This window comes from Flavobacterium sp., assembly GCF_031409475.1.
In the GTDB taxonomy this organism is placed as follows: domain Bacteria; phylum Bacteroidota; class Bacteroidia; order Flavobacteriales; family Flavobacteriaceae; genus Flavobacterium.
In genome coordinates this window covers 1-21,070 of the sequence record NZ_JANNXH010000040.1, presented here as the reverse complement: position 1 = coordinate 21,070, position 21,070 = coordinate 1, and the positions used below count along the sequence as shown (strand labels likewise).

Genomic DNA, 21,070 nt, shown 5'->3' with positions numbered 1-21,070 from the left:
ATTTGATTTCTTAACATTGGCATAATGGTAATAAAATATAATAATAATATTAAAGTAACTTCAAATTTACATTGTCATTTTAATTTTGCGCCATAAAACAAAAGATAAAATGAAATTAAAATTTATAATTTTTACACTATTTATATTTACAATAGGATTCTCGCAAAACAAAGGAACAATTAATGGTACTTTGACAGATATTAACAACAACAATCAAGCATTACCTTTTGCAAATGTTTTGGTTAAAGGCACTAAAATTGGTGTAAATACAGATATCGACGGAAAATATATTATTGTTATTGTTCCTGGAGATTATATAATACAATTTAGCTTTGTAGGCTATGAAAGCATAGAAGTACCCGTAATTGTTAAGGAAAATGAAACTATAACAATCAATCAGGCTATTGGATCTGGAAGTTATAAACTGGATGACGTTGTTGTAAAAAGTACAGCAAGCAGAGAAAAAGAGACAGCGCTTTTATTAGATCAAAAAAAAGCAGTGGTTTTTAAACAAAGCATTGGAGCACAAGAATTGTCCCGCAAAGGTGTAAGCGATGTTGAAGAAGGACTTACTAAAATTACAGGAATCTCAAAAGTAGAATCGAGAGGATTATTTGTAAGAGGTTTAGAAGACCGTTATAATAACTTATTAATCAATGATTTACAAGCACCTTCAAACAGCCCATTTACCAAAATTATACCTTTAGACTTATTTCCTACTGATATTGTAGGCGTTTTGAATGTTTACAAAACATTTAACCCTAATATTTCTGGAGATTTTGCTGGTGCAACAGTAAATATTGAGACCGTTCAGTCCAAAAGCATTACTAAAGTAAATGTTGGGGCAGGATATACAACTGGTAATAATGGTTCTGATTTTCTAATTCATAGTGACGCAAATAATGCGCAAGGCTTTTTTGGAATGAATGGAAACGACAGACAATTAAGCAGTGCATTTGGAAGTGTTCCAACTGGTAAAAAACTAACCCCTGATCAATACAACAGCACTTACAAAGACAACACTTGGAATGTGGATCAAACTTCAAGTCCGTTGAATACAAGTTTTGGTTTTTTGCACGCAGAAAAATTTAATTTAAAAAACGAGGCAAAGTTAAACTATGTTTTATCTCTAAATGCCGATAATAAATATGTGATTAGAAGAGGAGTTGACAGAACCTTTATTTTAGGAGCTGGAGATTATGACAATAATCTAAACAAAGAAAGCTACAGTTACCAAACTTCATCATCAGCATTAATTGGGCTTAATTATAAAGCAAAACGATTTGATGTTGGATTTAACACCTTTTATTTACGATCAACTGATAGTGAAATTCAAGATCAATTAGGGTATACAAACAATCAATCTAGCAACCCAAACATCTTAATTAGAACCAATCAATTTGATCAATCTAATTATTTGAATATGCAGTTTTTTGGGAATTTAAAAATTACCGAAGATGAAAAACATACTTTAAAAACAGGTTATTCATTTGTAAAAACTACATACGAACAACCTGATAGAAAATTTATTATTGGTGAAAAAGTTAGTGAAACCCAAATCAATACTTCCTACGGAGGAAACCATTTGAACAGACAATATTTAGACATCAAAGGAAATTACTATTTCTCTGGATTAGCTGAGTATAATTTTAAATTTAAAGAATTAGAAAACGGAAAATCAAACCGTTTATCGGTAGGATACAATGTTTTTCAGAATGATTTAAGTTCTGTATACAGAATTTTTTCTGGGACACGGACAACTAACAAGAACTACACCGCTCCATTAAACACAATCAATCAATTTATAGTTGATGATATTTCTAATGGGATAATAGCTGTGAAAGAAGAGTCTAATTCTGATTATAAAGTGAAACTAAACCAATTAGTGAATGCTGGGTATGTAAATTTATTTTACAACATAGGCGATAAATTAGAAATCAATGGTGGTGTTAGAGCAGAAAATTCAAATCGTGTAATCAACTTTAGAACTATTGGTCAAATCATTAATGGTCCATACCAAAAAATTAAAGAAGAAAAACTAGACCTATTACCTTCTATAAATGCTAAATATGAGTTGACTGAAAAAAGTAACCTGCGTTTTAACGGATCAAAAACAATTACAAGACCCGTAACTATGGAGTTGTTGCCTATACAATATATTAGTCCTGACGGTAAATCTATATTAGGAAATCCAAATTTAAAAAATAGCGAAAACTATAACATCGATATTAAATATGAATTGTTCCCAAATAACAAAGAAATTATTGCAATAGGTCTATTTGGAAAACAACTTCAAAATCCTATCGAGAGAGTTTTTATAGCTGGTGCCGGCGGAAGTGGACAATTAACATCGTTTCAAAACTCTAAAGAAGCAACTTTATTTGGAGCAGAATTTGAATTCTTATTACAACTAGAAAGATTAACGCCTGTATTATCAAAATTTGCTTTTGGATTGAATGCTTCGTTGATGAAAACAGATGTTAAAGTAGCCTTTGGAGGATCATCACTAGAAAATGAATCAAGCAGAAAACTTCAAGGTGCATCTGAATGGATTATAAATTCAGATATAAAATATGATTTTGAGTTTAATGAAACCATGAAAAACTCAATGACATTAGTTTATGGAGTTTATGGTCCAAGAATATTTGCTGTAGGTTCAGCAGGCATCGATCATATTTACGAGCAACCATTTCATAAATTAGATTTTATTTGGTCCAGTAAACTAACTAAAAATATTGATGTGAAATTTGCTGTTGACAACATCCTCAATACAACATACAAAATGGAGTTAGGGAACGAAAGTAGGTTTGCTATAAACGAAAGTTCGCTAACCTTAGAAAGCTACAAAAGAGGTCGAGGATTTTCTTTGAATTTTTCTTATACCTTTTAATAAATTTTTTAAAAAAGAAGACTGTCACACAAACGACAGTCTTTTTTTTTGTTCACAAATCAAAGTAAATCAATGTTAACTTCATAATATAAAATTAACATACAATTAAAACTATAGTAATAGTATTATAATAGTGAGTTAACATGTTTTATACCCATTGGATATAAATTTGCTCAAAATAAACCTAACAAAACAAAAATGAAAAAATTAGTATTAAGCTTATCCGTATTAGCTTTAATTTTAGGAAGTTGTTCATCTGATGATGAAGTGATAACTACACAGCCAATTCCTACTGGAGAAATAACAGGGGAAATTACAACAGCAAAAATATATCCTTTAGGAAATTACACCATTCAAGGAACCGTAAAAATCAAAAGCGGTGGTTCATTAACTATCGAAGCTGGTTCAGTAATTACTGCAACCGTTGGAGATGGAACTGCAGATGCAATATTGGTTGAAAAAGGAGGCAAATTATTTTTAAACGGAACCGCTGCTTTACCAGTAGTTTTAACAGAAACCTCAAAAACACCAGGATCATGGGGTGGAATTGTAATTGTAGGCGATGCACCTATTGTAGGTTCAAATAGCGGAACAACTGCAACATCCGAAGACGGTAACAACATCACTTACGGTGGTGCAAATGCAACTGACAATAGTGGATCATTACGATATGTACGTGTAGAATATGCGGGTAAAAAACTTACTGATAATACTAGTGAATTAAATGCATTCTCTTTCTACTCAGTAGGAAGTGGGACAGTTTTAGAATATTTAGTAGCCTACAAAGGAGCTGATGACGGATTCGAATTTTATGGAGGAACAGTAAGTGCAAAAAATTTAATTTCTTTCGGAAACTTTGATGACTCGTTTGACTGGCAAGATGGATGGAGAGGTGCAGATAATACAAATTGGTATGCTTACCAAACCGGAACCGGAAATTATGGTATGGAAGTAGAAGCTAAATCTGTAAACAATGCTTTTGGACCAAAAGTATCTAATATCACTCTGACAAGAGCGGCAGGAACTGCAACAGAAGGCGGATCTTCTGCAGCAGAATATGATGCAATTCAATTCAAAAAAGAAGGTAATGGTGAATACTCTAATGTATTAATTTCAGGTTACACAACTGTGAATGCTACTGCTGTTAGAATTCAAGATGCTGGAACAAATACAAACCAAGTTACAGGTGGAAAAATAAAATTATTGAACGTAAAAATCAATGATGGAACTTCTCAATTTGCTGCAAACGGAAGTGTATTTACTGTAGTTTTTCCTGTAGGAAACTACACTACAAGTACCACAACAACTGGAGCTGTTTTAACTCCTGGAGCATGGGCAATAGTTGATGGAGTTAGCTTAATCAAGTAATTAGCATAGCATATTCTGATAAAGAGTAAGTTTAAATACTTAAAAACCTGTTCCTTAACCGAACAGGTTTTTTTGTTAATTTTTTTATAAATAACGTGCGATAACGCATTTTATAACAATTTGGTATACTATTTGAAAGTTTTTTTATATATTTACCTAACCAAATCGAATTGATGTTAAAAAATTACTTTTATATTGCCACTTTATTGGGGGTTTTCTTTACGATGAGCGCTTCAGCTCAAGAAACAAAGCAACAACCTAAACTACAAGAAACCACTGTTATAGAAGGTTTAAACTTGTATCCAAACCCTGTGAGTAATGGTAAGGTGTATGTTACATCAAAAAATGATTTAGATAAAGAAATTATTATTTTTGATGTTCTAGGTAAAAAAGTGCTTCAAACATTGATTAGTTCAAAAGAACTCAATATTTCTAATCTAACTCCAGGTGTTTATATTATCAAAATTAATGAAGGCGGAGCTTCTGCCACTAGAAAACTAATCGTAAGATAGATTACTACTAGATTTTTATTAATAATTTATTGATACTGCATCGCATTTTTATTTAAAATTCAATCATTACCTTTACAACAAAAACAAAATTCAATTCAAATTATGAAAAAACTTTACACTTTATCTTTTATTTTATTGACTACTTTGTCGTTTGGGCAAATTAGTATTACCGCAGTTGATACGCCACACAATCAAAACTTTGATGGCATGACAGCAACTGGTACAGCGTTCCTTTCAGGATGGACAGCTATTAGAAATGCAGGTTCAGGAACAGTTGGGGCTGCATTAACAATGGCGGTTACTGACGGAACAGCAAATTCAGGGAATGTATACAATACAGGAGTTACAGCTGATGGCGATAGGTCTTTTGGAACATTAGGATCGGGAACAACTGCTCCTTCTTTTGGGGCTTCATTTGTGAATAATACGGGAGTTGCAGTTACAACAGTATCGATTGCTGCAGTAATGAAACAGTGGAGAACACAAAGTGACAATACGCTTGTCGAAAAAGTGCCATTTTCATACAGCACCAACGCAACCAGTTTAGTAGATGGAACATGGACACCAATTACAGCTTTAGATTTAGTAGAAAAATTAATTGCCACCACAGCTTCTGCCGCAGTTGTAGGGAATTTAGCAGCAAATCAAACAGCAATTTCAGCTAACTTTTCATTGTCATGGGCAAATGGTGCCACTTTATGGATAAGATGGGACGATGCTAATGATGTTGGGACAGACGGAATATATTCAATTGATAATTTTGTATTTAAGGCAAATCCAGTACTTGCAGTGAAACAAAACGCAATTGCTGGATTAAACATGTATCCAAACCCAGTAACAAATGGTAACTTATACATTACTTCAAATAGCAACCAAGCAAAAGCTGTAGCTATATTTGATGTATTAGGCAAACAAGTTGTTAATACTAAAACTTCTAATAACGTTATAAATGTTGCGAACCTTAAAAGAGGCGTTTACATCGTAAAAGTAACCGAAGACGAAAAAACGGCTACAAGAAAATTAATTATTGAATAATTAATTTTACATATTATTTTAAAAGCTCTAATGAAAGTTAGGGCTTTTTTTAACCCTTTCAGGGTGTGAAACCCTGAAAGGATTGTTAAATATTTTACCTTTACAAAAAATAATTCTTGCAATCTATTCCCGACATATTTTCAATTTCAAACCAAAAGCAATTTGAAAAAATAGCCCTCAAAATTTTTCGTTTTCAATACGAAAACAACTTGGTCTATAGAGAATTTTGTGATTTATTGAAAACCGATGTTCAAAAGGTAAAATCATTGGAGCAAATTCCGTTTTTGCCCATTCAATTTTTTAAAAGCCATAAAGTAGTTTCCAATACACACGCAGTTCAAGAAATCTTTACCAGCAGTGGAACAACAGGATTGGCAACTAGTCAGCATTTTGTAACTGATGTTTCGTTATACGAAGAAAGTTATCGAAAAGGCTTCTCTCAATTCTATGGCAATATCCAGGATTATGTAGTTTTAGCTTTGCTTCCATCATATCTAGAAAGAGAAGGTTCGTCTTTGATTTATATGGTCGAAGATTTAATACATAGGTCCAATAATCCCGAAAGCGGATTTTATCTTCACAACCACGAGGAACTAATCGAAAAATTAATCAGGTTAGATACTGAAGGTCAAAACGTGATTCTGATTGGTGTTACTTATGCTTTGTTGGATTTAATCCAAAGCCAGAAATTTCAATTGCAAAACACTATTGTCATGGAAACTGGTGGAATGAAAGGCAAGCGAAAAGAAATGATTCGCGAAGAATTACACGAACAACTTTGCCAAGGTTTTGGAGTCTCTGTAATACATTCTGAATACGGCATGACCGAATTATTGTCGCAAGCGTATTCGTTAGGAAACGGAGTATTTGAATTTCCTTCGTGGATGCAAGTTATGATTCGTGAAACAGAAGATGCTTTGACTTATGTACAAGACGGAAAATCTGGCGGAATCAACGTGATTGATTTGGCCAATAGTAATTCCTGTTCTTTTATCGCCACACAAGATTTAGGCAAAAAAAATCCCAATAATTCTTTCGAAGTATTGGGACGTTTTGATAACAGCGACATTCGAGGCTGTAATTTGATGGTTGTTTAACCCCTAAGACACTAAGAATGTGCAAAGTTCACTAAGAAAACTAATTATTTGTTAAACTTTTTTCTCTGTCTTTTGGCTCTTAATAAATTAGACTTAATCATAAAATAAACGTATTGAATTACTTGCGAAAGGTTAAGCAATTATTAAAGCATCAATTAGTAACATATTCCTTAATGAAATTTTGCCAAAGTATATATCCTGATTTAGACAAATGTACTCCATCAACAGTATAACTGCTTATCATTAAATCATTTGTGTCAGCAAAAATAGCGTGAAGATCAATAACTTGACAATAATTAGATTGTGGGCTGTTTTTTATTATTGTATTAGTGGCTGCAATTTTATTTTTCAAAGCCGTATTATTAGATGTTGGCAAAATAGTTTGAACATATATTTTTGTATCAGGAGATTCTAAATGAATTTTTTCCACAATTGATTTAATATTTTTTGCTACGTATTCAGGGGTTAATTCGTCATGAAATAAATCATTAATGCCAATTTTTAAAAACACTTTCTTCGGTTTATAATAATAAATTTCTGCTAATCTATTTATTACACCTGCAGTAACATCACCAGCAATCCCTCTATTCTTAACCTTTGAGTTCATAAATCGTTGCCCCCAATTCTCGCCTTGCTCGGTAAGACTATTTCCAACAAATACAATATCTCCCAATTGCAAAGGATTGGCTTTAAATTCTGAAATCCTTTTGATATAATGTGTTTTTGTCCATTCCGTATGATAGGGTATTATCACATCTGGTGAAGGATAAAGTGAGTTGGTATCCTTAGGTATGTTTTTAATACTATCTGTTTGAGAGCAGCAAGAATTTAAACTTATAAATGCTAAAGCAGAAAAAAATATTGATTTCAATTTGTGATTTTAAGGGATGAATTAATTTCTACTATTCCGTTTTTTAAATTTTCATTAGTTGCTACTATCGTTATTGGTTTTTTGAAATGAGTAGTTTTAAGAATAATTGTAGCAATTCCGGCTTCTGCTTTCACGGGATTTTCCCCTATTAATTCAGCGTTTTCATTTGTTAAAGCGAAAGTTACTTCATTAGTTGCTGTTGGGATTATGGTTCCGTTTGCATCTGTAATTTTGGCATAAACAAAAACCATATCCGGAAAATCAGGATTTATTGGCTTGGACGAAATGTCATAAGTCAATTCAATTTTAGTTGGCTTTTCGGGAGTTATAACAACGCTTGAAACTACTTTTTCATCGTTGATAAATCCCTCAGCTCGTAATGTTCCCGGCACAAATTTATCTAAATTAAAAATGTATGGTGGGTGGTTTAGTTTATCGCTGTTTTGATTGATTAATGGTTTTTGTTTGGCTACCAAAACATCGTTCAAGTACAAAGCTACAGCATCGCAATTACTGTAAACAGTAACGTTTAAAGGAGAATTTGCTGTCCAATAATTGGCGATTTTTACTTTTGGACCAGACACCAATTTTGTGTTTAAAACCATACTTGCATCACGTTGACTTTGGTAAAATGAATACGAAAACTTTGGGATTCTAAAAATATCACTTATTCCTGAACTCTCTAAATCTGGGCTATAACCACGATTGTAATCAAACATTACCCAATTTGCTTCGCCAATGGTCTGTACACCTTTTCTATTGGAATTTGCTGCTTCCTGAAAATTAAAAGCTTGTTGCAACAATCGTTTTTCGCCGTGAGCACGCAATTGTCTCGATGTTCTTTCGTCTACTTTTAAATTGGCAAATTGAGTTTGATTGAATCCGGCATTTTGAGCATAATATTCCCAATCGCCATATTCTGCAATAAAAATTTTACGGTTTCCTTTATTGTATTTGGTCCAATAATCGGGTGCTTTTGAGTGTTGCCTTGCTGGAATAAACAAATCATAATTTGCATTGTCAATCCAACAAGCGGAGTAATTATTTGCAAATGGTATCTCCTCTTTCAATGTTTTTGCTGCTTCTTGCATAAAGCTTTCGCTCATTTGAGTTTCGTTTAGAGAGGCTTCCCAAAAAATAATGCTGGGATGATTTCGATCTCTTCTGACCATTTCCCGAATGTCTTGAAGTGCGTTTTTCTGAAAGGTTTCGTTGCCAAAAAACTGCCAACCCGTTAAACTATTCATTACCAAAATTCCCAATTCGTCACAAGCGTTTAAGAAAGCTTCGGCGTGCGGATAATGTGACATTCGAACCAAATCGAATCCTGCATTTTTTATTTTAACTGCATCGCGATATTGGGCTTCGTCCGAAATAGCATAGCCTAAATACGGATATTCCTGATGCTGGTTTGTTCCCGTAATATACAATTTTTCGTCGTTAAGATAATAACCATCTTCTTTGATTTCGGATTTTCTGACGCCAATTTTTTCTGAATACGTATCAATGACTTTGTTGTTTTCAATGACTTGAACTTCTAAATTGTATAAGTTGGGTTTTGAAATCGACCATAATTTTAGGTTGTTCACTACAATATTTTGAGTGATTGCTTGGTCAGATTTGGCATTTATGGTAAATATCTCTGACTTGAATTCGATTTTTTTGCTTTCATTATCAGTCAAAATAAATTTCAAATTCACTTTCTTTTCCACCGCAAATTCGTTTTTTAAATGCACCTGAACTGTTCCTGAAGCTATGTCCTTGTTGACAGTATTAAAATTTACATAAATTCCTCCACTGGCTTTTTTATTGGCTGCTACTGGATTTGTAATGTATAATTTATCAGTTGTTATGAGATATACATTTCTATAAATTCCCCCATAATAATTGAAATCCAAGTCCTTTAATGGTTTTCCAGGTAGAAATTCCGGATTGTCTTCGTTGTTGACTTTTACTTTAATTATGTTTCCTTTTGATTTTAGAAAAGGAGTGACATCAACCGTGAAAGGCAAATAACCGCCTTTGTGATTGGTTACTTTCTGGTCGTTAATCCACACATCGGCTTCTTGCATCACGCCTTCAAAATAAAGAAAGACTTTCTTGTTTTTTGAATGGGTAACGGTGAACTTTTTTTGATACCAGCACGTTCCTTGAAACTGCTTTACGACCACTAAATTTTCAATTCTAGCCGTATGCGGAATGGTAATTTTCTTCCAACTTGTATTTGTTTCTTCTCTTTTAAACTCCCAGTCTGAACCGAAATTAATTTTGGTTCTGGTTTGTGCCATTGTTTTTCCAATAGAAAAAAGGAGCAGTAAAAAAAGTATATTTCTTAAAATGAATTTCATTATAGTTGTAATTAATTTTTAAAAGCGTCAAGAGCAGGCGAAGGTTTTCCGTCAGATTGCCAAGCGTTTAATTGATAACCACTCCAATTTTTTTCACCTTCTGGTTCCCAATAAATCACGCCAAGTCCTTTGTTGTTCGGAACTGATTTTACTGCATTTATAACGGCTGTCAACATCTCTTTGGTGTTTTGAACTAAGGTGTAATCACCGCCAACTTCAACGACCATAACCTCTTTGCCATATCTAGAGACCATATCTTTTAGATTGTTTTCCAAATCAAGAATCGTAGTCGTATAATCACTTTTTATCCAATACGGGTAATATGAAAGTCCAATGATGTCATAATTTACATTATTGGCTTTGGCATTATCAAAAAACCATCTGAATTTGGCATTATTATTTCCTTCGTCAACGTGAACAATAACTTTGATGTTTGAATTTACCGCTTTTGTTGCTTCATATCCTTTATTTAATAATTGTGCGAGTTGACTGAAATTTGAAGATTTCCCTTCCGGCCATAACATTCCGCCGGGAATCTCATTGCCAACCTGCACCCATTCTGGAGTTACTCCAGCCGTTTTTAATGCTGTCAAAACATCAAAAGTGTGTTTGTAAACATCATTTTGCAACTCTGCGAATGAGTGATTTGCCCAAGCAGCAGGTTTGGCTTGTTTTGCAGGATCAGCCCAAGTGTCACTATAATGAAAGTCAATCATAATGCGCATTCCCATTTTTTGGGCACGAACCGCCATCACGACAGTTTCGGCTGGACTGCAATGTCCACTGGCTTTATCATTGGATGGATTTACCCAAACCCGAAGCCGAATGGTATTCATTCCCCTATTTTTTAGCAGTTGCAAACAATCTTTTTGCGTACCGTCAACATCATAAAATTTATATCCTGTGGCTTCCATTTGGGGCAACCAACCCACATCAGCTCCTTTAGAAAAAGCAAATGTTGATGGTAATGGCTCTGGAGTTGGCTCGGTTGTTTGTGCTCCACTACAAGAAACAAGGAGCAATGTGATTACAGTCACTAAAACGAATCGAAATTGTGCTGTTGCTTTCTTCATATTTATTTATAAAAGTAGGTAAAAATTGGTTTTACATTTGTTTTAGAATTATAATACTGTCCGTTACTAATAACAAAGTATGCCATTAGTAACGGAAGGTTTATTATTTTTTTTGGAATTTAAATTGTTTTGCTTCACCTTCTGAACTCACGGACAAAATGTAAACACCTGAATTCAAATTAGACACATCGATAGCATCATTATTCAATGCTTTGTATTGAACAACAGTCTTACCTAAAACATCAACAATACTGAAGGAAGCATAGGTCAAATTATTGGCATTGGCAATTTTTAAAATATCGGAAACAGGATTTGGATATATAGATAATCCATTTACTAAATTCTTTTTGTCAACACCCAATGTTGAGGTGAAATTTAATTGTGTAGCTGGATAATCGCCGGCTATCCAAGTAAAAGTTGGAAGCGATTTCATTTCGATGCTTATTTTATAATTTTGTAATCCCGTTAAATTGGCCGTTGGAGTAGTACCACTAGGTATGGTGATATTAAATGAACCTGTAACATCCGTTCCTGCAACAGCAAGGTTTAATCCTTCACCGGCAACATAAGAAATATAAGTCCAGTCATTTAATAAATTTATTCCACAAAAAATATAACTATCGGCAGCAACCGTATATTTATAATCTACTTTGAGAACATTGCCAACAGCAACAGAAGTGGTTAGTACAGATGTAATTGTAACAGATTGTGCCCATCCATTAAAGGAACTGGTAGCACATAGAAGTAAAAAAAGTAATTGTTTTTTCATGGTTATTTGTTTTTAATTGTTAGTGATTTGTATTTGTTTTATTGGTTTAATACACAGGAATAAAACAAGTCATTCCTACTGTATTAATTTTTTTTAGATTCATTAAAAAGTTTATTTTACAATAATTTCATTCATCCAATTGACACCATCATGGAGGTTGTAATTGAAATCCCAAAAGGCTTTGTTTTCCCAAGAGGAACCAGCTCTATATTGATCAGGAAAAATCAATGTTGTAGAACCAACCCATTCTCCGCCCCAATAAATTATGCCTATACCACCGGCATCGTATAATTCTTGCCCAAAATCCTTCATGTATTTTTTTTGAGTATTTGTCGTTGGCGGATTAACATATCCAGCAGGAATATTTTCGACACCCAGAATATCAACGTGTGCATCATTGCCACCAGTTCTAAATAATTGTGCGGTTTCCATAATTAGAAATTCTTTGTTGTAGGTAGTCTTTACAAAACCAACTACATCCGTCCAGTTCTTAAAATCTCCCAAAGAATGCCAAGCGTGATAATGTGATAGCGCCATAATATCAAAGTCTAACCCATTTCGGATGTGCGATTTTAACCAAAATTTTAAACTAGCCGCATCAAAAATATGACAGGCAATTTTGATGTTTAATCCGTATTTTTTGTTTAAATCCCGTACTGCTTTTGTACCAGCGTTCAACAATTTGACTGTGCGAACTACACTATACGCTGGTAAATCACTTTCTTTAATGTTCGGCTCCAAAAATCTTTCGTTGGTTTCATTCCCAATAGCAACAATTTCTGGAATTAAGCCCGCTTTGATATAATCCTCTAGTACGGTAGTGGTATGCGCATAAACTGCTTCCTTCAACTTTTCAACATCATTTGCTATACTCTGCCAAGCTAAAGGAGCCACATAATCGTTTAATCTTTGAGCATCTTCTAATGCCATAGATTGGTATCCAAAAGTTAACAAAGTTTTTAAGCCTGCATTTTTAGCTCTTTGCATTTGTATTTTTACCTTTTCGGGCGATCCAAAGTCAACATCTGCATAACCATTAGTATAACTGCTTTTATAGGGAGGATTATCAATTCGTAGCCGGGCGATGTTTCCGCCGTGATCTGCTATGCTTTTAAAGGCATCTTTTGGAACCCCATTTTCTTTGAAAACTACGCCTCCATTTGTTTCCTGATGGGCTACATAAGCCATATAAGTTCCTTTATAAAACACATCACTGGGTTTCGGTATATAGGTAGTTGGCGTTGGAATTGGGTTTTCCATTGAACAACTAAATTGTAAAAACAAAGTAAGAAGTCCTATGATTTTTATTATGCGGTATTTTGCAAACATTTTTTATGTATGTATTTAATTAATTTATATTATTATCCTAAGCGGAGTTTTCAATTCCGTTTAAATGCAAATATTCTATTGAAAATCTTGCGTCTATTAAATCTATTTGGTTCTAAATATTTTAAGGTTTTAAAACATAAGTTCCTGATTTAAAATTCACCGTGATGGTATAATTTCCAGGATTAGGTGCAGTTATACTCGTTCCTGCAAAATCAGGAGCTTGATTTAAAGTTAAATTACCTGCAAGTGATGGTTCAGAATCTGTTTTCCCCAAATAAGCCGGAGTTGACCAAGTTGAATTCGCATTGATAAAAGCAAATTTTCCTGCTTTGAGTGTTGTAGTTAGGGTAAAAGTGTTGTTGTCCACTTTGGTAAATTTTTGAGCAGTACCCGGAGCATTCCATCCATTAGTAGTAGCATCACCTATAACATATAGCTCTGCTGGCGAAGTCATTAAAACCGCAGGAGTTACAGTATAAATACCAGTGGTAAAGTCTAGAATTACTTGATAAACTCCTGTAGCGGCTGGGGATTTTATTGGAGTTCCACCCCAATTTGTTGCAGAACCTCTAGGTTCAAAAGTGCCGCTACTTTGAGGATTAGCATTGGCCTCCATTGTTACATAAGCAGGATCTGACCAAGTTGAAGCAGCACTAATCACAGCAAAATTTTTCCCTCCTGTTAAGGTTACAATAAGCCCAAAACGATGGTCGTCTATCTGAGTCATTTTTTGTACGTCGGTAACAGGAGTTCCCCAGTTTGATGGTACAGCATCTCCTTGAAGATAGAGTTCCGAAGGCATTGGATATTTGAGAATAAGCGTACTGTAAGGTGTTATTGTCAATGTACTTACGTTCGAATAAATAGGCAAAGCACCATATTTCAAGTTGGCTTTTAATCGCACTTTTATTTTTGAAGCCACACCTGGTGCTAATTTTAGCGCAAATGCCTTAGCATTTAGATCAGCGTGTGTCAATGATAAATTATTACCCGTTGCAATAGCAACTTCCTCAGGACTTACAAAGTCACCATCACTCTTATCCATTTGAATGGTATAAGTCATTGGAGTATCAATGCCGTACCAAGATTTATTGTCCCAATTTAAGGTAACCGCAATATTTTTGTCTGCATTTTTTTGATCAAGTACAATTTCGCTCGTACTATTGCTCAATAAAAATTTACCCTCCGCTGGTGCTTCTGCTACAGATTGCAAAGTGTCATCGGTACAAGAAGTAGCGGATACTATAATCAGCACGATGGCGAATATTATTTTAAAAAACTTTTTCATATTTATCTATTTTTTTATTTTGGTTTTCAACTAATTTAAAAACCATCAATTTGTTTTAAATTCGGATTTACCAATAAATCGGATGTTGGAATAGGGAATAAATTGAATTTTGCATCTACTGCTGTTCCAGCTTTCACGGCACCTTTCCAAGCCCACAAATAAGTGGCTGTCGTTAGTTTGTTATAGCGAACCAAATCGGTTCTACGATGAGTTTCCCAATACAATTCTCGTCCTCTTTCATCTAAAATAAAATCTAGTGTAAGCGCAGAAGCCGAAATATTACCGCTAGTGCTTGAAGGATTATTGGCGTAAGCACGACCTCTTATTTTATTGATGTAGGCTAGAGCTGTAGCATTGCTACCTCCAGTTCCTCCTCTTAAAACTGATTCAGCATAAGTCAGATAAATTTCAGCCAAACGAAATACAGGAAAATCAATATCGGACAAATTTCCAAAAGAATTGTTTTGTGTAATTGGTGTTCCATCACGCTTTACGTTTCTGTATTTGTAAGCAGAATAACCATCGGTACTTGTGGTCACTTTATTGACCTCTAAAGTTTGTCCTGTAGTATAAAACAAAGCACGTTTGTCAATAGCGGGAGTTACTGATGGAAAAAGCGCAGGGATTTGCTGTGTAAATCTAAATGCGCTCCAGCTTCCTGACATACCATTTAACGAGGCAGGAACGCCTGCTGGACCTAAGGCTAGAAAATTGGTGCTGCTCCAAGTTTTATTGGTATTATCATATTTAATGGTAAAAATAAATTCATTTGTATTCAAATAGTTATCACCTAGCATTAGCCAAGCATAATTAGATTCTAATGTATATGCTGAATTAATAATTTTATTGCAATACGTGATTGCGTCAGTATAACGATCTTCTCCAGTATATACTTTGGCATTCAAATACATTCTAGATAGTAATGCCCAAGCAGCTGCTTTATCTGGTCTTCCTAATTCATTGGTTTTAGAATCTGCTAATAATGGATCTATTTCCTTTAATTCGGTTTCAATATATTTAAACAAATCGGCACGCTTAATCTGGGTTGGATAGGATTTTGCCAATGTTTTTTCGGTTGGAAATGGAGGATTTCCGTAGCAATCCATCAAAATCCAATAGCAATATGCTCTTAAATATCGGGCTTCGGCCTGAAACTTTTTGATTTCGGCAGCATCAGCTCCAGAAAATCCTCTTTTGGCTAACACCTCGTCTGAGGATTGATTGACAAAATCATTACACAGTGTAATCATCGTAAGCGCTGAAGTATAAACATTTGCGATTGCTGGAGAATCAGCACTCCAAGCCAGTTCGTGATAAATACCATCGCCACCATCATTCCAAGTGCTCACTGCCATATCAGTAGAATATTCTTGCATACTCCAATAATATCTTAAGAAAGTACTGTAAGCCATTCGCGAATAGGCACCAGCTAAGCTTTGTTTATAAGCAGTTACAGTTGTAAAGTGAACATCGGCAGTTTCTTCATTTAATGGGGTTTTCTCTAAATCATTGGTACAAGAATTGAAACTAACCGTTGTAACAAAAAGTAACATTCCTATAAGAATCCAATTACTATTTAATTTTTTTAAAGTTGCCATATTATTTTTTTTTGATATTGAATTAAAAATTAAGATTTAAGCCCAGTGAAAAAATACGGGGAACAGGATACGGATTTTCATTGCCATTAGTTGTCATCGCTTCAGGATCAAGACCTTGATAATTGGTAATGATAAATACATTTTGTACTGAAAAATTAAGGTTCATTCCCACTTTATTATTAGCCAATACTTTACCAAAATCGTAACCAATGCTGATATTATCCATTTTCAAGAAAGAAGCATTTTGTAAATAGAAATCACTGTATCCTTGTGCTGGATCATTACGACTAAAAAGAGTTTCGTAATACAAAGTGCTAAGGTTTTGCGAGGTCTGAAATTCCGTGATTGTAATGGTATTGTTATAAGGCTGAAAAAACAAATAATGATCTAAATTAGCGTGGAATGCAGTACTTAAATTCCATTTTTTGTATTGGAAATTAGTACTGAAACCCATTAGATATCGTGGAGCGGTTGATTTATTTGTAATATATCTATCACTAGCATTGAGCAAGCCATCATTATTTACGTCAAGCATTTGTCCCTCAATTGGCATTCCGTTTGTGCCATATACTTGATGATATAAATAAAAAGTGTTTCGCGGATAACCAACTGTATTGACTAAAGTAGCATCGCTAAAGAGTCCGATTCCATCATCGGAAACATCATTAAGGTGTGTAATTTTATTTTCGTTATAGGTAAAATTAAAGTTTAGATCCCAATTCATAGTGTCGGTTTTTATCGGAATAGCTTTTAATGCAAATTCTACTCCTCTATTTTCCAATTTACCAATGTTTAGAAACAATTCATTACTATTATTAAAGCCTAACGGAACTCGGGTATTATTTAATAAATCTTTGGTCTCTTTGAGATAGACATCTACACTTGCAGTAATCCGATTTTTTAAAAAGCCAAAATCCAGTCCAATATTCGATGACGCAGTCTCTTCCCATTTAAGATTTAGATTATAAGCACCGGGATTAACGGTTAAATAACTGGTGTTCCCAAAAGTGTACTGCTCGTCAGTATTACCGAAAAAATAACTAGGTCTGTAATAATAATTTGCAATACCATCTTGTTGTCCTGTAACACCATAGCCCAATCGCAACTTCAAATCAGAAAACATCTTGGTGTTTTTAAGAAATCCTTCCTCTTTTATTTTCCAGGCAAAAGCCGCAGAGGGAAATAAACCCCATCTGTTTTCTTTTGAAAATCGTGAAGACCCATCTTGGCGTAAAGATGCTGTCAGCAAATATTTTTCGTTAAATACATAATTCAATCTGCCATAAAAAGAAATGATGGAATGACTTGGCTTGTCAAATGGAAAAACAGGATCACTATTGGGTTGTTTAACACCATCAGGTCTGAAGGTTGGATAAAAATAGTTGGTTGTCAAGAAATCATTATAGGAATAACCAGCCGTAATATCGAACCTACTTTTTATCGCAGCTATTTCTTTGCTGTAAAATAAATACGATTCAAATAAAGTATTCTGAACTTCGCGAGAAGGATCACCATAATAAATATAACCCTCTTGAAGATTTGCAGGAAAATAGTCTGCCGCTGCAGAACTTAAGTATTTTCCTTTAGAAATATCGTAACCGACATTGATATTAAGGTGTAAATCTGGTAAAAAATGCATTGAATAATCCAATTGTAAATTCCCTACGCTTCGAATGTTTTCGTTTCTACTTTCTACTTGCTCTAACATACTTACCGGATTAATGATGGCCAATGCCGGATTGCTGGCGAACTGTGTGTATTGAAAGTATCCTCCATACGTTTGGTCTTCTACACGAACCGGTTGTGTAGGATCGAATGCTCGTGCATTCCACAGCGCACCTTCGTTGGCAATATGTTCATCTTCAAACGAACCCTTTAAATTTAAATTTACTTTCAAATGGTTGTCAAAAAATTTTGGACTCAAATTTAATAAGGCTGTGAATCTTTCGTAATTACCCGTTCTTAAAACTCCATCTTGATTAAGATACCCGACAGAAACGCGGTATGGCAATGATTTTATAGCACCACTCATACTTAAATTGCTTTCTGACGCTACTGCGATTTGATAAATTTCATCTTGCCAATTCGTGGTTGCTGTACCTGCTGGGGTTTTTGGCGGAGTTCCATTAGTTGTTAATGTGTTAACAAGATTTCTGTATTGATCCGCGGACAATACTGGAGCTTGCTCCATAATACTGGTCACTCTTGTTGAGGACGAGAAATCAATTTGAGTTTCTTTTAAACTTCCTTTTTTCGTGGTGATAATAATTACACCATTCGACGCTCTCGACCCATAAATAGCCGCTGCTGAAGCATCTTTCAAGATTGTAAAACTTTCAATATCATTAGGATTCAACTGGCTAAGGACTCCAGGTCCGCCATTCGAACCTTCAAGAGGAACGCCATCTACAACATATAAAGGATCATTACTGGCGTTTAATGAAGATCCACCACGGATTATTATGGAACTTCCTGCTCCGGGTTTACCACTTCTTGGTGTTATTTGCACTCCGGGAACTTTATTGGCAATTAATCCTTCAACATTGGTTACTGGCGCTTTGTGAAAATCCTTAGAACTCACTTGCGCTACTGAACCTGTTAGATCTTTTTTCTTGGTCGATCCGTATCCAATTACTACAACTTCATTTAGTGTTTTAGTAACTTCTTGCAGGGATACATTCAAGATACTTCCGGAAATTTTTTTCTCGACTGTTGCATATCCCAAAAAGGAGAATGTTGCAATATCACCGACATCTGCTTTTATTTGGTAATTCCCATTTACATCTGAAATAACAGTATTGTTACTGTTTTTAATTGTTATCGTTACACCCGGAATAGTTGCCTTGGTGGTTTCATCAATTATGGTTCCTTTAACAGTTCCTTTTTGTCCAAAAAACAGAAGAGGTATTAAAAAAATAATTAAGGAACAGGATCGCTTTTGTACTTTAAAAGTTCTTTTTCGCTTTAATTTTGTATTCATATTTGGTTTGGATTGTACTAGTTTGATTTTTTAAATTGGTTTTAAGACGGAATACTTTTGATTGGTTTATTCATAATTGAAATTTAATTTGGTTGGTCAGTATAGTTTGTTTTTAATTTTTCTTTAATCCACACATTGGATAAAAAACACTTTAATTGAATTGTAAAATTATACTTGGTGTCACGAATAAAAGGGGCACGAAATCGTTTTTTTAGGGGTACGAAATCGTTTTTTTACAATAGAACTATCGTAAAAGCCTTGTAAATAATAGTGTTAGGACTGTTTTGATTTAATTAATAAATCTGGGTTCGATTTATTAAAATCAAAATAAAGGAATTCTATTTTTCCTTCATATAAAAAGTGGGAGGATTGCCAAAACGTTCTTTGAATAACTTACTGAAATATTTTCGGTCAGAATAACCTACTTGATAGCAAACTTCGTTTAGCGTAAATTGTTTGGTTTTGAGCAATTGTTTGGCTTTTTTGAGTCTATAATCGCGCATGTATTCCACAAGGGATAAACCGGTTAATGTTTTCAGTTTTTTATAAAGCACGGAGTGGCTCATTCCTAATTCTTGAGCTACTAGATTGACACTAAGATTATCCGAATCAATGTTTGTTTCGATAAATTGTCCTAAGTTTTTCAGAAATTCTTGGTCTTTTTTGTTTTTAACTAATTCAGTCACATCGTTGATGTCCTCTGAATGAAATTTTTCGTGTAATAAATTTCTGTTTTTGAGTATGTTTTTGATTCTGGCACGAAGAAGCGACTCGTTGAAAGGTTTTGTAATATAATCATCGGCACCAGTCTCAAAACCCTCCATTTGGTGAGTGAAAGAAGCTCTAGCAGTTAAGAGAATGACTGGAATATGGCTTGTACTTACATTAGATTTCAAATTATGGGTCAATTCTATTCCGTCCATTATTGGCATCATCACATCGCTAATAATGAGATCTGGCGATTTATCTAGGGCAATTTCTAGTCCTTCTTTACCATTATAAGCCTGCAAAATCGTAAACTCATCCGACAAAAGTTCTACTATATAGTTGCAAATGTCTATATTGTCCTCAACTACAAGTAAGGTTTGCTCTTTAGCAAGTGTTAGAATATCATTATTTTGTACAAGAGCTGCATCTTTGTTGGGTTTAGTGGTAAAATAATTCTCAGCGAGTTCATCATTGGTTTCACTTCCACCAATTTCAGCTTCATTGTAAAAAGAATTCCCTTTTTTTAATATAATTGTGAAAGTACTGCCAGCACCTTTTTTGCTTTTAACAGTAATTTCTCCTTGATGTAGCTTTATAATTTCATTCGAAATGGTCAATCCTAATCCAAATCCTGCTCTATTGACATTATTAGAATCGCTGGCTTGATAAAACCGATGAAATATTTTTGAAAGGTGCTTTTTTGAAATTCCAATTCCTTCATCGACCAATTCTAATTTTACTTGGGTATCGGTTTCTGTAATCGAAAGTTTTATGGCTTCGCCTGCTTTTGTAAATTTCAATGCATTAGAAAACAAGTTATAGAGTACTTTTTCCATTTGGTTTTTGTCGAACCATATTGTCATAGTTGGGCTCGAGGACTCAAATAGAAACTTAATGTCTTTTTGATAAGCGAATTCTTTGAAAGACAAATATATTTCCTGACTGAAAGTAACCCAATCACCTTTAACCACTTTTAACTTAATTTGTTGCTGTTCTAATTTCCTGAAATCCAGCAATTCATTGACGAGATTCAGTAAATATTCTCCGTTTTTTTTGATGGTGCCAAAAGGATTTAGCTGCTGACTTTCAGAAAGTTCGTTGTTTTTCACTACTTTATTTATGGAACTCAAAATGAGGGTAACGGGTGTTCTTATTTCGTGAGAAATATTGGTAAAAAAATCTTGTTTCAAATTATAAAGTTCCA

At 34.2% G+C, this 21,070-nt stretch carries 14 protein-coding genes; 5 read left to right on the top strand and 9 right to left on the bottom strand.

The features are described 5' to 3' along the window. Positions 1-109 precede the first annotated feature (109 nt). The 5 genes from RMO53_RS07485 to RMO53_RS07465 all read left to right on the top strand — a co-directional run bounded on the left by RMO53_RS07485 (position 110) and on the right by RMO53_RS07465 (position 6,902). Positions 110-2,890 (top strand): carboxypeptidase-like regulatory domain-containing protein, encoded by a 2,781-nt coding sequence (locus tag RMO53_RS07485; RefSeq protein ID WP_310379357.1) that lies wholly within the window; start codon positions 110-112, stop codon positions 2,888-2,890. Between the two features lie 198 nt (positions 2,891-3,088). Next, positions 3,089-4,258, top strand: a complete 1,170-nt coding sequence (locus tag RMO53_RS07480) for a hypothetical protein (protein WP_310379356.1) — start codon at positions 3,089-3,091, stop codon at positions 4,256-4,258. 173 nt (positions 4,259-4,431) lie between these two features. Further along, positions 4,432-4,770 (top strand): T9SS type A sorting domain-containing protein, encoded by a 339-nt coding sequence (locus tag RMO53_RS07475; RefSeq protein ID WP_310379355.1) that lies wholly within the window; start codon positions 4,432-4,434, stop codon positions 4,768-4,770. Positions 4,771-4,872: 102 nt separating this feature from the next. After that, positions 4,873-5,805, top strand: coding sequence for a T9SS type A sorting domain-containing protein (locus RMO53_RS07470; RefSeq protein WP_310379354.1), 933 nt, complete (start codon positions 4,873-4,875; stop codon positions 5,803-5,805). Between the two features lie 116 nt (positions 5,806-5,921). Then, positions 5,922-6,902 carry an acyl transferase gene (locus RMO53_RS07465; protein ID WP_310379353.1) on the top strand — a complete coding sequence of 327 codons (981 nt, stop codon included), beginning with the start codon at positions 5,922-5,924 and terminating at the stop codon, positions 6,900-6,902. Between the two features lie 151 nt (positions 6,903-7,053). Here the strand turns inward: RMO53_RS07465 and RMO53_RS07460 are convergent, their stop codons facing one another. The 9 genes from RMO53_RS07460 to RMO53_RS07420 form a co-directional block, all read right to left on the bottom strand. Then, positions 7,054-7,773: a GDSL-type esterase/lipase family protein gene (locus tag RMO53_RS07460; RefSeq protein WP_310379352.1), complete on the bottom strand. Its 720-nt coding sequence runs from the start codon at positions 7,771-7,773 to the stop codon at positions 7,054-7,056. Next, positions 7,770-10,121 (bottom strand): glycoside hydrolase family 2 TIM barrel-domain containing protein, encoded by a 2,352-nt coding sequence (locus tag RMO53_RS07455; RefSeq protein ID WP_310379351.1) that lies wholly within the window; start codon positions 10,119-10,121, stop codon positions 7,770-7,772. Before RMO53_RS07455 ends, RMO53_RS07460 begins: the two co-directional genes overlap by 4 nt. An 11-nt stretch (positions 10,122-10,132) precedes the next feature. After that, positions 10,133-11,194: a glycosyl hydrolase 53 family protein gene (locus RMO53_RS07450; protein ID WP_310379350.1), complete on the bottom strand. Its 1,062-nt coding sequence runs from the start codon at positions 11,192-11,194 to the stop codon at positions 10,133-10,135. Positions 11,195-11,297: 103 nt separating this feature from the next. Then, positions 11,298-11,963, bottom strand: coding sequence for a T9SS type A sorting domain-containing protein (locus RMO53_RS07445; RefSeq protein WP_310379349.1), 666 nt, complete (start codon positions 11,961-11,963; stop codon positions 11,298-11,300). 111 nt (positions 11,964-12,074) lie between these two features. Further along, entirely contained in the window at positions 12,075-13,223 is a 1,149-nt protein-coding gene (locus RMO53_RS07440) for a glycosyl hydrolase 53 family protein (protein ID WP_310379348.1), read from the bottom strand. Positions 13,224-13,413: 190 nt separating this feature from the next. Beyond that, the gene (locus RMO53_RS07435; protein WP_310379347.1) at positions 13,414-14,580 is read right to left on the bottom strand and encodes a SusE domain-containing protein; all 1,167 of its coding nucleotides are present in this window, start codon (positions 14,578-14,580) and stop codon (positions 13,414-13,416) included. A 35-nt stretch (positions 14,581-14,615) separates the two neighbouring features. Next, complete coding sequence (locus tag RMO53_RS07430; protein WP_310379346.1) at positions 14,616-16,178, bottom strand: RagB/SusD family nutrient uptake outer membrane protein; 1,563 nt, start codon at positions 16,176-16,178, stop codon at positions 14,616-14,618. Positions 16,179-16,200: 22 nt separating this feature from the next. Beyond that, positions 16,201-19,158 carry a TonB-dependent receptor gene (locus RMO53_RS07425; RefSeq protein WP_310379345.1) on the bottom strand — a complete coding sequence of 986 codons (2,958 nt, stop codon included), beginning with the start codon at positions 19,156-19,158 and terminating at the stop codon, positions 16,201-16,203. 338 nt (positions 19,159-19,496) lie between these two features. Further along, positions 19,497-21,070: ATP-binding protein (locus tag RMO53_RS07420; RefSeq protein WP_310379344.1), on the bottom strand; the 1,574-nt coding region annotated here is incomplete at its 5' end.